This window comes from Herbidospora solisilvae (genome assembly GCF_009901565.1).
GTDB classification, from domain to species: Bacteria; Actinomycetota; Actinomycetes; order Streptosporangiales; family Streptosporangiaceae; genus Herbidospora; species Herbidospora solisilvae.
Genome location: NZ_WXEW01000001.1, coordinates 139470 through 152985, shown reverse-complemented (window position 1 = coordinate 152985; position 13516 = coordinate 139470). Strand labels below are relative to the sequence as shown.

General features: G+C 72.3%; 12 protein-coding genes. 7 read left to right on the top strand and 5 right to left on the bottom strand.

Features of this window, described 5'->3' with window-relative positions; translation table 11 throughout:
• The first annotated feature begins 6 nt into the window (after window positions 1-6).
• Entirely contained in the window at window positions 7-723 is a 717-nt protein-coding gene (locus GT755_RS00650; protein WP_161478605.1) for a sulfite exporter TauE/SafE family protein, read from the top strand.
• On the opposite strand, the gene GT755_RS00645 is transcribed toward GT755_RS00650, so the two are convergent.
• Window positions 659-1867, bottom strand: coding sequence for an MFS transporter (locus tag GT755_RS00645; RefSeq protein WP_161477727.1), 1209 nt, complete (start codon window positions 1865-1867; stop codon window positions 659-661). The two genes, GT755_RS00650 and GT755_RS00645, sit on opposite strands and share 65 nt — an antisense overlap.
• Window positions 1868-1883: 16 nt before the next feature.
• Window positions 1884-2642: a DeoR/GlpR family DNA-binding transcription regulator gene (locus GT755_RS00640; protein ID WP_161477726.1), complete on the bottom strand. Its 759-nt coding sequence runs from the start codon at window positions 2640-2642 to the stop codon at window positions 1884-1886.
• A 56-nt stretch (window positions 2643-2698) separates the two neighbouring features.
• Here GT755_RS00640 and GT755_RS00635 point away from each other — a divergent pair, with 56 nt between their 5' ends.
• Window positions 2699-3667, top strand: a complete 969-nt coding sequence (locus tag GT755_RS00635) for a helix-turn-helix transcriptional regulator (RefSeq protein WP_161477725.1) — start codon at window positions 2699-2701, stop codon at window positions 3665-3667.
• A 165-nt stretch (window positions 3668-3832) separates the two neighbouring features.
• Window positions 3833-4588: an alpha/beta fold hydrolase gene (locus GT755_RS00630; protein WP_202609509.1), complete on the top strand. Its 756-nt coding sequence runs from the start codon at window positions 3833-3835 to the stop codon at window positions 4586-4588.
• On the opposite strand, the gene GT755_RS00625 is transcribed toward GT755_RS00630, so the two are convergent.
• Complete coding sequence (locus GT755_RS00625) at window positions 4578-5549, bottom strand: aldo/keto reductase (RefSeq protein WP_161477723.1); 972 nt, start codon at window positions 5547-5549, stop codon at window positions 4578-4580. The two genes, GT755_RS00630 and GT755_RS00625, sit on opposite strands and share 11 nt — an antisense overlap.
• Before the next feature lie 121 nt (window positions 5550-5670).
• Between GT755_RS00625 and GT755_RS00620 the strand changes: the two genes are divergently transcribed.
• Window positions 5671-6144: a pyridoxamine 5'-phosphate oxidase family protein gene (locus tag GT755_RS00620; RefSeq protein WP_030453777.1), complete on the top strand. Its 474-nt coding sequence runs from the start codon at window positions 5671-5673 to the stop codon at window positions 6142-6144.
• A gap of 403 nt (window positions 6145-6547) precedes the next feature.
• Here GT755_RS00620 and GT755_RS00615 read toward each other — a convergent pair whose 3' ends face one another.
• Window positions 6548-7321 (bottom strand): SDR family NAD(P)-dependent oxidoreductase, encoded by a 774-nt coding sequence (locus tag GT755_RS00615; protein ID WP_161477722.1) that lies wholly within the window; start codon window positions 7319-7321, stop codon window positions 6548-6550.
• Window positions 7290-7823, bottom strand: coding sequence for a MarR family winged helix-turn-helix transcriptional regulator (locus GT755_RS40365; protein ID WP_161477721.1), 534 nt, complete (start codon window positions 7821-7823; stop codon window positions 7290-7292). The genes GT755_RS00615 and GT755_RS40365 overlap by 32 nt, the downstream gene beginning before the upstream one ends.
• A 138-nt stretch (window positions 7824-7961) precedes the next feature.
• Here GT755_RS40365 and GT755_RS00605 point away from each other — a divergent pair, with 138 nt between their 5' ends.
• From GT755_RS00605 to GT755_RS00595, 3 genes are read left to right on the top strand one after another with little or no spacing between them, the layout of a single operon-like run.
• Entirely contained in the window at window positions 7962-11162 is a 3201-nt protein-coding gene (locus GT755_RS00605) for an efflux RND transporter permease subunit (RefSeq protein WP_161477720.1), read from the top strand.
• 38 nt (window positions 11163-11200) lie between these two features.
• On the top strand, window positions 11201-12625 hold the full coding sequence (gene purB, locus GT755_RS00600) for an adenylosuccinate lyase (protein WP_161477719.1): 1425 nt from the start codon (window positions 11201-11203) through the stop codon (window positions 12623-12625).
• Window positions 12622-13473, top strand: coding sequence for a GNAT family N-acetyltransferase (locus GT755_RS00595; protein WP_202609508.1), 852 nt, complete (start codon window positions 12622-12624; stop codon window positions 13471-13473). Before purB ends, GT755_RS00595 begins: the two co-directional genes overlap by 4 nt.
• Window positions 13474-13516: the final 43 nt, after the last annotated feature.

Genomic DNA, 13516 nt, shown 5'->3' with positions numbered 1-13516 from the left:
GCCGCGATGGCGGCCGGATGGGTCGACGCCGTGGTGGGGGGTGGCGGGCTGCTGCAGCTGCCCGCGCTGCTGCTGGCCGGGCTCACCCCGGTCGAGGCCCTGGCCACCAACAAGAGCGCCTCGGTCCTCGGCACGGCCAGCGCCGCCTACACCTACGCCCGCCGGACCGGCGTCGACCGGATCGCCGTCCCGGCCGGGGTGGCGGCGGTGCTGAGCTCGGCCGGCGGGGCGCTGCTGGCGGGGCTGCTGGACGCGGCGGTGCTCAAGCCGCTGATCATCGTGGTGCTGGTCGGGGTGGCGGCGTTCGTGGCCTGGCGGCCCTCCTTCGGCGAGGTCGCCGACCCCGCGCTGCGGACCCGGGGCCGGCTCGCGGCGGCGCTGCTGGCGGCGGGCGGGGTGATCGCCTTCTACGACGGGCTGATCGGGCCCGGCACCGGCACCTTCCTGATCATCGCGTTCACCTCGCTCGTCGGGATGGACTTCGTCCGCGCCTCCGGCACCGCGAAGATCATCAACATGGGCACCAACGTGGGCGCGATCGCGGTGTTCGCCGCCCAGGGGCACGTGGTGTGGGCGCTGGGGCTGGCGATGGGCGTGGCGAACATCGCCGGCGCCCAGCTCGGCGCGCGGATGGCGCTCAAGCGGGGCGCCGGCTTCGTCAGGGCCGTTCTGCTGACTGTGGTGTCGGCGCTGGTGCTGCGGCTGGGCTGGGATCTGCTGTAGCGACGGGCCGGAGCGCTCCCGCGGCCAGCGCCACGAACAGGGCCATCACCGCGGGCACCCCGAGGGCGAACGGCAGGCCGGTGAACTCGGCCAGGCCGCCGATCAGGACCGGGCCGGCGAGCAGGCCGGCGTACCCGAGGCTGGCGACGCGGGCCAGCGCCCGGCCGCTGGTGGCCGGGTCGCGGTGCCCGGCGGCGGAGAACACCTGCGGGATGATGCACGACAGCCCCGCCCCGAACAGGCCGAACCCGGCGATGCCCGCCACCGGGTGGCCGATCAGCAGCGCGGCCAGCAGGCCGGTCCCGGCCAGCGCGCCGCAGCAGCGCACCAGCACGACCGGGCCGAGCCAGGCCGCGAGCCGGTCGCCGGCGAACCGGCCGATCGTCATCATGATCGAGAAGGCGGCGTATCCGGCCGCGCCCACGCTCTCGTCCGACAGCAGGTCCTCGACCAGGTAGACCGAGCTCCAGTCGGCCATCGACCCCTCGCCGACCAGGCAGCAGAAGGCCAGCACGCCCAGGAACAGCACCCATCCGGCCATCGCGTTGCCGGTCTTGCCGGGCGCCTGCTGCGCCGGGGCGCGCGACAGGTCCAGCTCGTCGGGCAGCGCCATGCGGGCGCAGGCGATCGAGACGACCAGGATGAGGGCGCCGACCGTCGCGAACGTCGCGGCCACACCGGCGCCCGCGTGCGCGAACAGCCCGCCGGTGGAGGCCCCGAGGAACCCTCCGACGGAGAAGACGGCGTGGAAGGAGGACATGATCGGGCGGCGGTAGTGGCGTTCGACGATGACCGCGTTGGCGTTCATCGACACGTCCAGCACGCCGTGCACGACGCCGAAGGCCAGCAGCGCCGCGGCGAGCCCGATCAGGCCCGGCGCGAAGGCGGGCAGCACCAGCACGGGGCCTTGAAGCAGCGCGACGGGGATCATGACGCGGCGGGAGCCGTAGCGGTCGACCAGGCGGCCGACGGCCTGCATGCCGGCGATGGCGCCGGCGGCGATGCCCAGCAGGGCCAGGCTCAGTTCGCCCTCGCTGAGGTGGAGGTCGGATTTGATGGCGGGGATGCGGGAGGTCCAGGTGCCCAGGGCGACCCCGGAGATCAGGAACAGCCCGTAGACGGCCACGCGGGCGCGCAACAACATGTGGGGGTTTGCCCTCTCAGGCGGTGATGACGGTGACGCCCGCTCCGGTGAGGGCGTCGTGTTCGTCCGGCGGGACGCCGGTGTCGGTGACGACGACGTCGAGCCCGGTGAAGGAGCAGACGGCGCCGAAGGCGGTGCGGGTGAACTTGCCGGAGTCGCAGGCCACGATGACGCGCCGGGCCGAGGCGATGGCGGCCTGCTTGACCGCGACGTCCTCCAGGTCGTGGGCGGTGACGCCGTGCTTGGCCGACAGGCCGCAGCACCCGATGACGGCGGTGTCGAACCGCAGCGCCCGCAGCGACGCCTCGGCGAGCGGGCCGACGAAGTTGAGCTCGACCGGCCGCACTTCCCCGCCGGGCATGACGAGTTTCACCCGCGGCGCGGTGGCCAGTTCGTTGGCGCACCGCAGGGCCAGCGGCAGCACGGTCAGCCGGCGCTCGTGCACCGCCCGCGCCACCTCCAGCAGGGTCGAGCCGCCGTCCAGGACGACGGCCTCCCCGTCGGCCAGCAACCCGGCCACGGCCTGGGCGATGCGCTTCTTGGCGTCGACCGCCTCCAGCTCGCGGGCCCCGTAGGGCGGTTCCTCGCCGCGCAGCAGCAGGCTGAGCGCCCCGCCCCTGACCCGGCGCACGACGCCCTGCTGGGCGAGTTCGTCGAGGTCGCGGCGGATGGTCATCTCGGACACGCCGTAGTGGACGGCCAGGTCGGCCACCGTGACGCTGTCGGCCGACCGCAGCGTGCCCATGATCGCGTTGAGCCTTTCGGCACTTTCCATGTGTTCATTTGAACACGAGATATGTTCGATCGGCAATATGGGACAGACTGGACGCCATGCGTGCCGGCCGGTTGCTCTCCCTGCTGCTGCTCCTGCAGACCCGGGGGCGGATGACGGCGGCGGAGTTGTCCGCCGAGCTGGAGGTGTCGATCCGCACCGTCTACCGCGACGTCGAGGCGCTGTCCTCGGCCGGGGTGCCCGTCTACGCCGACCGGGGCCCCGCCGGCGGCTACCAGCTCCTCGACGGCTACCGCACCCGGCTGAACGGCCTGACCGAGGCCGAGGCGTCGTCGTTGTTCCTGGCCGGGCTCCCCGGCCCGGCCGCCGAACTCGGGCTGGCCGAGGTCGCGGCCGCCGCCGAGCTCAAGCTGCTGGCCGCGCTGCCGCCGGGCCCCCGCTCGCAGGCGGCCCGGATGCGCGAGCGGTTCCTGCTGGACGTGCCGGGCTGGCACCGGGGGGCCGACGCCGCGCCGTTCCTGGCCGAGGTCGCCTCGGCGGTGTGGGAGCAGCGGCCGCTGCGGCTGGCCTACCGGCGGTGGGGGCCGGCCGACGTGTCCCGGGACGTGCTGCCCTACGGACTGGTGCTCAAGGGCGGGTCCTGGTACCTGGCGGCCGAGTGCGAGGGGTCGATGCGGACCTACCGGGTGGCCCGCATCCTGTCGGTGACCGAGCTGCCGGGTCGCTTCGAACGGGCCGACTTCGACCTGCCGGCGTTCTGGGAGAAGTTCTCCGCCGAGTTCGCCACCCGCCTGTACACCGGGACGGCCCGCATCCGGCTCGCGCCCGGGGGAGAGGGGCTGCTGGCGTACACGATCGGGGAGGAGCGGGCCGCCCCCGCGCTGGCCCTGGCCGAGCCCGACCCCGGGCGGCCGGGGTGGACGGTGCTGGAGATCCCCGTCGAGGGGCTGAACGGCGCGCGCTGGACGCTGTTGCGGATGGGGGCGCTGATCGAGGTGCTCGGGCCGCCGGACCTGCGCGCGATGATGGCCGAGGCGGCGCTCGGCATGGCGGAGATGTACCGCTGAACTTACTTTGTAAAGGTGGCGGGTTAGTGCGGTCGAACCTTTGCCTGCAAAAAGCCTCACACCGACGGTAAATGGTTTGCTCCGGACGGGGCCGGATGGCGACGATGGGCCGGGCGCTCTGCCATGGGGGCCGGAGCGCCTCTTTTTCAGAGAGGCCGACGTCTGTTGGATGTCTGGTTCGAGGAGGCCGGTTCCGGGGCTCCTGTCGTGCTGCTGCATTCGAGTGCCGCCGACGCGCGCATGTGGGACCCGCTCTGGCCGGAGCTGGCCGCGCGCTTCCGCGTGGTCCGGCTGGACTTCCGCGGCTTCGGCCGCAGCCCGTGGGCGGCCCAGGAGCCCTACACCGACGCCGGTGACGTGGCCGACGTGCTCGACGGGCTGGGCGTGCGCGAGGCCGCCGTGGTCGGCGCCTCGCACGGCGGCCGGGTGGCGCTGGAGGTGGCCACCGCGCGCCCCGACCTGGTGGGGCGGCTGGTGCTGCTGGCCGCCGGGATGGGCCTGCCGCCGACGCCGGAGCTGCGCGCGTTCGGCCAGGCCGAGGACGCGTTCATCGAGGCGGGCGACGTCGAGGGGGCCGTGCGCCTGAACGTCGACACGTGGCTGGGACCCGAGGCGGGGGAGGCCGAGCGGATCTGGGTGGCGGAGATGCAGCGCACCGCTTTCGAGCTGCAGCTGGCCGCCGATCCGGAGCCCACGGCCGGGCATCTGCCGATTGACCTGGCGGCGATCACCGCGCCGGCGGTCGTGGTGTCCGGCGCCCATGACCTGCCCTACTTCCAGGACACGGCCCGCACGATCGCGGCGGGGCTGGCGTCGGCGGAGCTGGTGGAGCTCGCCTGGGCGGGTCACCTGCCGTCGATCGAGCGGCCCGGCGAGGTGACGCGCCTGCTGCTGGACCGGCTCGGCGATCTCAGTGGTTGAGGGTTGACATGCCGGCCGCGTTGTAGCGGTCGCCGGCGACCTGGTCGGCCAGGTCGCCCAGGGTGGCCAGCTCGGCCCCCGACAGGGTGAGGCCGGTGGCGGCGAGGTTCTCCTCGACGCGGGCGGCGCGGCGGGTGCCGGGGATGGGCACGACGTCGTCGCCCTGGGCCAGCACCCACGCCAGGGCGACCTGGGCGGCGGTGGCGTCGTGGGCGCGGGCGACGGCGGCTACCTCGCCGACCAGGGCCATGTTGGCCTTGAGGTTGGCGTCCTCCCAGCGCGGGTTGGTGCGGCGGAAGTCGTCTTCGCGCAGGTCGCCGAGGTCGACGGCGCCGGTGAGCAGGCCGCGGCCGAGAGGGCTGTAGGGGACCAGGCCGATGCCCAGTTCGCGCAGCGTCGGCAGCAGGTCGGCCTCGATGTCGCGGGTGAACAGCGAGTATTCGTACTGCCCGGCGGTGACCGGGTGGACGGCGTGGGCCCGCCGCACGGTCTCGGGCGCGGCCTCGGAGATGCCCAGGAAGCGGACCTTCCCGGCGTTGACGAGTTCCTTCATGGCGCCCCAGGTGTCCTCGACAGGCACGCGGGGGTCGACGCGGTGCTGGTAGTAGAGGTCGATGTGGTCGACGCCGAGGCGGGCCAGGGAGGCGTCGGCGCAGGCGCGCACGTAGTCGGGGTGGCCGTTGACGCCCAGGCGGGTGCCGTCGTCGGCGCGCTGGATGCCGAACTTGGTGGCGATGACGACCTGGTCGCGGCGGTCCCGCACGGCCCGGCCGACGAGCTTCTCGTTGGTGAAGGGGCCGTAGGCGTCGGCGGTGTCGAGCAGGGTGACGCCGAGGTCGAGGGCGCGGTGGATGGTGGCGAGGGATTCGGCGTCGTCGCCGGGGCCGTAGAAGTCGCTCATGCCCATGCAGCCGAGCCCGAGGGCGGAAGTGGTGAGGCGTCCGAGTGTGCGCGTCTCCATGTCTGCTCCTTCATTACTTTGTAAAGCCGGTGGGCTGTTAGCGTTCACCCACCCCCCACCCCACAACCTATCGACGACGGGTGAGCCGATTTTGTCGGTGGCGGGGTGCACTATGGCGGGCATGGCCACGTGGCAGGAGATCGAGAACGACGCCCCGGAGTTCGCAGCACGCTTTCTGCGGCTGTTCGACGCGGGCAAGCACAAGACCATGGCGACACTGCGCCGCGACGGCTCGCCGCGGATCAGCGGCACCGAGACGCAGTTCACGCAGGGGGAGTTGTGGCTGGGGTCGATGACCAAGGCGGTGAAGGCGGCCGATCTGCTGCGTGACGGCCGCATGGCGCTCCACGGCCCGACGGCCGATCCGGGGGAGGAGGGGTCGGGCACCTGGCCGGGTGAGGCGAAGCTGTCGGGGCGCGCGGTGGAGGTGACCGATCCGCTGGTGGTGAAGTCGGTGGTGGGCGGGGAGCCGGGGGAGTCGCACCTGTTCCGGGTGGAGATCGAGGGTGCGGTGATCACGCGGGTCGAAGACGCGATGCTGGTGATCGAGAGCTGGGCGCCGGGCCGTGGGGTGAGTGTGGTCCGCCGCCGCTAGTGCCCCATCGGCCGCCCGTGTTCTTCCCCTCCTGCGGGCGGCCGATGGGTACGGGTCTTTCTTCTTCCGTTACGGCTCCGCCTGGCCGGCGCCGAGGGCCGTGTCCGGTCCGCGCCGCCGGCGGCGCCGACCGGACGTGTTCCGGTTCGGCGGGTTACGGGGACGGGGTGGCCTGACGGGGGCCGGGACGATGCGCCGATGGTGGGCGGGTCCGTTCGCCCGGCGGCCTGGGTTCGTTCGCCGGTGGGCCGGGTTTCTTTGCTGGGGTGTGCGGGTTCCGTCAAGGCGGGCCTGGCCGCTTTCGAGGAGCGGGCCTGACCGGGCGCCGGGATGACCTGCCGGGTGCCGAGGGTTTGGTTTTCCGGTTGCCCGGCCGGGCCGGTGGGTGCGGGGTGGTCGAGGGTCAGGTGATGGAGAAGCCGCCGTCGACGCAGATGTTCTGGCCGGTGACGAAGGCGGCGGCGTCGGAGGCGAGGAAGACGGCGATGCCGGCGTAGTCGTCGGGGAGGCCGTTGCGGCCGATGGCGTGGCGGGCGGCGAGGGCCTCGACGCGGCCGGGGATGGCTTGGACGGCTTCGGTGAGGGGGGTGAGGACGAAGCCGGGGAGGATGGTGTTGGCGGTGACGCCGTGGGGGCTCCAGGCTTCGGCCTGGGAGCGGGACAGGCCGCCGATGGCGGCTTTGGCGACGCCGTAGGCGCCGCTGTTGCCGAAGGCGCGGTGGGTCTGCTGGGAGCCGATGTTGATGATGCGGCCCCAGCCGCGGCGGGCCATGCGGGGTGCGTGGTGCTGGCCGAGGCGGTAGGGGGCGGTGAGGTTGACGGCGATGGTCTGCTCGTAGTCGCCGGGGGTGAGTTCGCCCATGGGGTGGCGGATGTTGTTGGCGGCGCTGGTGACGAGGATGTCGGTGTCGGGGACGGTTTCGCACAGGCGGGTGATGTCGTCGGGGTCGCCCATGTCGGCTTGGACGGCGGTGGCGGTGACGCCGTGGGCGTGCAGGCGGGTGAGGGCCTGGTCGAGGTGGGTCTGGCGGCGGGCGGCGATGGTGATGTGGGCGCCGGCGCCGCCGAGGGCGCGGGCGATGGCGTAGCCGATGCCGCTGCTTCCGCCGGTGATGAGGGCGGTGCGGCCGTGGAGGCCGAACAGGTCAGTGAGGTAGGGGGCGGCCGCATTGTTCATGACCGCTCATTCTATCGTCGGATGATCCGAGTTCTTCGGTCATGACGTCGCTGATCCGTTGCATGACGCGGCGCATGTCGCGGAGGGTGGCGGTGTCGAGGCGGGTGAGGAGCTGGCGCCAGTTGGCGGTGCCGGCGTCGAGCATCTCGTCGGTGAGGGTGCGGCCTTCGGTGGTGAGGGTGAGGCGGCGGACGCGGCGGTCGGCGGGGTCTTCGCGGCGGGAGACCAGGCCGTGGGCGACGAGGCGGTCGACGATGCCGGTGAGGGTGCCCAGGCCGATGCCGAGTTCGCGGGCGAGTTCCTGGCCGGAGGCCGATTCCTGGAACGACAGCGCGACGATGACCTTGAGCTGCTGCATGGTGAGGGTGGTGGCGAGCAGGGGCAGGGAGCGGTCGCGGGCGAAGAAGCGCCCGAGGAGGCGCTGGGTGTCGGCGATCCAGTCGATGAGCTGGGCGCGTTCATCGGCGGGTGGTGCGCCGTCGGTGGTGTCGTGGTTTCTCACGTTTGCCTTCGGTGGGCGGTCGCAAACCTGAGAAGGTTATCAGGAACGCCATGTGACATTAAATATTCGTGCGACGCGAAGTGTTAGGGTGAGCCGCACTAATCTTCCGGCCCACCTTCTGTCAAGGAGCCTTCGCGCATGACCTTCCTGGCCAGGCTGAGCCTCGCCAACCGCAGTCTGGTGATCATGATTGCGGTGGTGGCCAGCGCTCTCGGCGCCTACGCCATCCCCTCGTTGAAACAACAGCTGTTCCCGTCGCTGGAGTTCCCGGGGGCGTTCGTGGTGGCGCGGTACGCCGGCGCGGCGCCCGACATCGTCGAAGACCAGGTCACCAAGCCTATCGAGAACAGCTTCCAGGGCATCGCCGGGGTGACGCAGATCTCCTCGACGTCGAGTGAGGGCTTGGCCTCCATCCAGGTGGCGTTCGAGTTCGGCACCGACATCGACGAGGCCATCGGCCAGATGGAGCAGTCGATCTCCCGGATCGAGGCGACGCTGCCCGCCACGGTCGACCCGCAGGTGATCGCGGGCAGCACCGACGACATCCCGGTCGTGGTGCTGGCCGCCTCCGGCGGCGACGAGGCGACGACGCTCGACCGGCTGGAGCAGACGGTGGTGCCGTCGCTGCAGGGGATCGACGGAGTGCGGGAGGTGCAGATCACCGGCGCCCGCGGCAAGCAGGTGACGATCACGCCCGACATCGCCGAGATGGCGAAGAAGGGGTTGTCGCCGGCGGCGATCCCCGAGCTGCTGCGCGCCAACGGCGTGGCCATCCCGGCCGGGTCGGTCACCGAGGACGGCCGGAACCTGACCGTCCAGATTGGTGACCGGGTCGCCACGGTGGAGGACCTGAAGAACCTCTACCTGACCCCGCCGGCCGCGCCGGCCGCTCAGCCGCAGGCGCAGCAGCCGCAGGTGCCGGGCCGTCCGGTCGCCGCGGTGCGGCCGCCGGCGCCGCCCAAGCCGGTGACGCTGGGGTCGCTGGCCGACATCGAGGTGGTCGACGACACGGCGGTGACGCTGACCCGGACCAACGGCAAGCCGAGCCTGGGCGTGTCGATCACGATGAAGCCCGATGGGAACGCGGTGGCGATCTCCCATGACGTCCAGGACGCGATGCCGGAGCTGACCGCGGCGCTGGGGTCGGGCGCGGCGCTGACGGTGGTGTTCGACCAGGCGCCCTATGTGGAGCGGTCGATCCACGACCTGACGACCGAGGGCCTGCTGGGCCTGGCGTTCGCCGTGATCATCATTCTGGTGTTCCTGTTGTCGATCCGCTCGACGCTGGTGACGGCGGTGTCGATCCCGCTGTCGGTGGTGATCGCGCTGATCGCGTTGTGGGTGGGCGACTACTCGCTGAACATCCTGACGCTGGGCGCGATGACGATCGCGGTCGGGCGGGTGGTCGACGACTCGATCGTGGTCTTGGAGAACATCAAACGTCATCTCGGCTACGGCGAGCCGAAGCGGCAGGCGATCCTGAGCGCGGTCCGCGAGGTGTCGGGCGCGGTGACGGCCTCGACGCTGACGACGGTGGCGGTGTTCGCGCCGATCGCGTTCGTCGGCGGCATGGTCGGCCAGCTGTTCTCCCCGTTCGCGGTGACGGTCACGGTCGCGCTGCTGGCCTCGCTGCTGGTGTCGCTGACGGTGATCCCGGTGCTGGCCTACTGGTTCCTGAAGGCGCCGGTGCTCTCGCCCGAGGAGGCGCGCCGGGTGCGGGAGGAGGCCGAGGCCAAGGAGCTGCGCTCGCCGCTGCAGCGCGCCTATCTGCCGGTGCTGCGGTTCGCGACCCAGCGCCGCTGGATCACGCTGGCGATCGGCCTGGTGATCTTCGCCGGGACGGCGGCACTGGGGTTGAACCTGAAGACCAACTTCCTCGACTCGGCCGGCATGAACACCGTCAACGTCACCCAGAAGATGCCGGTCGGCACGAACCTGGAGGTGACCGACGCGGCCGCCCGCAAGGTCGAGGACGTCATCGCCGCCGAACCTGGTGTCGCCTCCTACCAGGTGAACGTCGGCGGCGGCAACCAGTTCATGGGCGGGGCGGGCGGCAGCGCCGACCGGGCCTCGTTCTCGGTGACGCTGGATGAGGACGTCGACGCGACGGCGCTGCAGGACGGCCTGCGGGCGAAGCTGACGGCGCTCGCCGCGGGCGTGGGCGAGATCACCGTCGGCGGCGGCGGGGGAGGCGGCGGGCTGTCGTCCAACCAGTTCCAGGTGCGGCTGCAGGGCCCCGACGTCGACCAGCTGCGCGCCGCGTCGGCGACGGTCATCCAGGCGCTGGCCGGGGTGCCGGGCCTGCGGGACGTCACCTCCAACCTGGCCGACAGCGGCGAGCGGATCGAGGTCCACGTCGACCGGGAGGAGGCCGCCGCGCGTGGCCTGACCGAGGCCGGGATCGGCCAGCAGGTCGCCACGGCCTTCCGCGGCGCGCCGGTGGGGTCGATCGACATCGACGGCCGGGCGGCCGACATCGTCCTGCGCACGGGCGACGCGCCCGAGAGCCTGGAGGCGGTCAGGGATCTGGAGCTGCCGACCGCGACCGGCATGGTGAAGCTGTCGCAGGTCGCCGAGGTCGTCAAGGAGGGCGGCCCGACGCAGATCAGCCGCTTCGACGGTGAGCGCACCGCGACGGTCTCGGGTGACGCCGACGCCTCCAACCTGGGCGCGGTCACCGCCGAGGTCACCACCAGGCTCGACGCCCTGACGCTGCCCGCCGGGGTCACCGCCGTCGTGGGCGGCGCCTCGGCCGACCAGGCCGACGCGTTCGCCGACCTGGGGCTGGCGATGGCGCTGGCCATCGCGATCGTCTTCATGATCATGGTGGCGACGTTCTCCAGTTTCGTCCAGCCGCTCATCCTGCTGGTGTCGATCCCGTTCGCCGCGACCGGCGCCATCGGCCTGCTGCTGATCACCGACACGGCGCTGGGCGTGCCGGCGCTGATCGGCATGCTGATGCTCATCGGCATCGTCGTCACCAACGCGATCGTGCTGATCGACCTGATCAACCAGTACCGCGAGCAGGGCATGGGCGTCACCGAGGCCGTGATGGAGGGCGGCCGCCGACGGGTGCGGCCGATCCTGATGACGGCGCTGGCCACCATCGGCGCCCTCACCCCGATGGCGGTCGGCCTGACCGGCTCGGGCGGGTTCATCTCCCAGGCGCTGGCGATCGTCGTCATCGGCGGCCTGGTCTCCTCGACGCTGCTGACGCTCATCCTGGTCCCGACGCTGTACGTCATGGTGGAGAGGACCAAGGAACGCTTCCGCCGCGCCCCCAAGCACGAACGCCGGCTTGAGGTGTACGACGAGGAGGCCCTGGCCCCCACCCGGTGAACGTGAATGGATGCGCGGCTTGGATAAGCTCGGGGAACGTGACCGACAAGCCGCGCATCCCCAACGTCCTGGCCACCCGCTACGCCTCGCCCGCCCTGGCCCGCCTGTGGTCTCCCGACCACAAGGTGGTGCTGGAGCGGCGGCTGTGGGTGGCCGTGCTCAAGGCCCAGGCCGACCTCGGGATCCCGGTCCCCGCCGACGTGATCACCGCCTACGAGAAGGCGGCCGACACCGTCGACCTGCCCTCGATCGCCGCGCGCGAACGCGTCACCCGCCACGACGTCAAGGCCCGCATCGAGGAGTTCAACGCGCTGGCCGGCCACGAACACGTCCACAAGGGCATGACCAGCCGCGACCTGACCGAGAACGTCGAGCAGCTCCAGGTCCGCGACAGCCTCCTGCTGGTCCGCGACCGCGTCGTCGCCCTCCTGGCCCGGCTGGCGCGGCTGGCGGGGGAGTACTCGGCGACCGTCATGGCCGGCCGCTCCCACAACGTCGCCGCCCAGGCCACCACCCTCGGCAAACGCTTCGCCACCGCCGCCGACGAACTCCTCGTCGCCTACGAGCGGCTGGAGGACCTGATCGCCCGCTACCCGCTGCGCGGCGTCAAGGGCCCGGTCGGCACCTCCCAGGACATGCTCGACCTGCTCGGCGCCGACCGGCTCGCCGACCTGGAGAACCGCGTCGCCGCCCACCTCGGCTTCACCCGCGCCCTCACCAGCGTCGGCCAGGTCTACCCGCGCTCCCTGGACTACGACGTCCTCACCACCCTGGTCCAGCTCGCCGCCGCGCCGTCCTCCCTCGCCAAGACGATCCGGCTGATGGCCGGCCACGAACTGGTCACCGAAGGCTTCCAGGAGGGCCAGGTCGGCTCCTCGGCGATGCCGCACAAGATGAACACCCGCTCGTGCGAGCGCGTCAACGGCCTGACCGTCGTCCTGCGCGGCTACGCCTCCATGGCCGGGGAACTGGCCGGCGACCAGTGGAACGAAGGCGACGTGTCCTGCTCGGTCGTCCGCCGCGTCGCCCTGCCCGACGCGTTCTTCGCCTTCGACGGCCTGGTCGAGACCATGCTGACCGTCCTGGACGAGTTCGGCGCCTTCCCCGCCGTCATCGAGGCCGAACTCGACCGCTACCTGCCCTTCCTGGGCACCACCAAGATGCTCATGGCCGCCGTCAAGGCCGGCCTGGGCCGCGAGGCGGGCCACGAGATCATCAAGGAACACGCCGTCGCAGCCGCGCTCGCGATGCGCCAGGACGGCGGCGGCAACACCCTGCTCGACCGGCTGGCCGCCGACGACCGGTTCCCGCTGTCCCGCGCCGACCTCGACACCCTCCTGGCCGACCGGGTCTCCTTCACCGGCGCCGCCGCCGACCAGGTCGCCGCCGTCGTCGCCCGCGTGGGGGAGATCACCACCCGGTACGCGCAGGCCGCCCGGTACACCCCGGGCGCCATTCTGTGATCGAACTGCACGACGCCGACCAGGTCGCCGCCGCCTGCGGGGGCGACGACCTGGTCGTCTGGACCGCCCAGCGGCTGCCCTTCGGGGGAGCGCGCGCGTGGGCGCACGGCGAGGCGGTGGTGGTGGCCTGCCCGGCGGTGTCCAAACACGACCGGCTGGCCGTCTTCGGCGCTCCGGGGGATCCCGCGCACGCCGGGCTCGTGCGGCAGGTGTGGCGCGAGATGGGCACCGGCTACCGGCCCTTCGGCGACCGGGAGACGATCCACCGGCTGGTGGAGGCGATGCCGGGGGAACTGGGCCCGGCCGGGAACTTCACGTGGATGACCGTGGGCCCCGACGAGGTCCGCCTCGACGTTCGCAGACCCGATGCCCGCAGACCTGACGGAGTGCAGGCCGACGGAATCGGGGCCGACACCTCAAAGCCGGCTGGAGGAGTGGCGGCCCTGATGGTGAAGCCCGACGTCGCCTGGCTCGCCCTCGGCGCAGAAGACGAGGTCTCCGCGGTGCTGGCGGTCGCCAACCCCGACGCCTACGCCCGGCCCGGCATGCCCGGCGTCACCCGCTGGGCCGGTGTCCGTGACGACGCGGGGCGGCTGGTCGCCGTCGGGGCCGACGCCTGGTCGGCGCCCCGCGTCGGGTTCGTCGGCGGCGTCGCCACGCTGCCCGAGGCGCGGGGGAGCGGCCTGGCCGGGGCGATCTGCCGGTTCCTCACCGCGGACCTCCTGGACCGGCACGGCCGGGTCTCCCTCATGGTCGACGACGTCAACGCCGCCGCGCTGGCCGTCTACCGGCGGCTCGGCTACACGCGCAGGCCGGTGGCGGCGACCCGGGCCGTACAGGAGACATAAAACCAGGTGAGCGGCGCGGCCCGACCATGCACAGTGAGGGAAT

Bases quoted from the DNA above. Each gene is read 5' to 3' on its own strand.
- GT755_RS00620 (WP_030453777.1), top strand. From the start codon at position 5,671: ATGGCCACGTGGCAGGAGATCGAGAACGACGCCCCGGAGTTCGCAGCA.
- GT755_RS00635 (WP_161477725.1), top strand. From the start codon at position 2,699: ATGCGTGCCGGCCGGTTGCTCTCCCTGCTGCTGCTCCTGCAGACCCGG.
- GT755_RS00615 (WP_161477722.1), bottom strand. From the start codon at position 7,321: ATGAACAATGCGGCCGCCCCCTACCTCACTGACCTGTTCGGCCTCCAC.
- GT755_RS00605 (WP_161477720.1), top strand. From the start codon at position 7,962: ATGACCTTCCTGGCCAGGCTGAGCCTCGCCAACCGCAGTCTGGTGATC.
- GT755_RS00650 (WP_161478605.1), top strand. From the start codon at position 7: ATGGCGGCCGGATGGGTCGACGCCGTGGTGGGGGGTGGCGGGCTGCTG.
- GT755_RS00625 (WP_161477723.1), bottom strand. From the start codon at position 5,549: ATGGAGACGCGCACACTCGGACGCCTCACCACTTCCGCCCTCGGGCTC.
- GT755_RS00640 (WP_161477726.1), bottom strand. From the start codon at position 2,642: ATGGAAAGTGCCGAAAGGCTCAACGCGATCATGGGCACGCTGCGGTCG.
- GT755_RS00645 (WP_161477727.1), bottom strand. From the start codon at position 1,867: ATGTTGTTGCGCGCCCGCGTGGCCGTCTACGGGCTGTTCCTGATCTCC.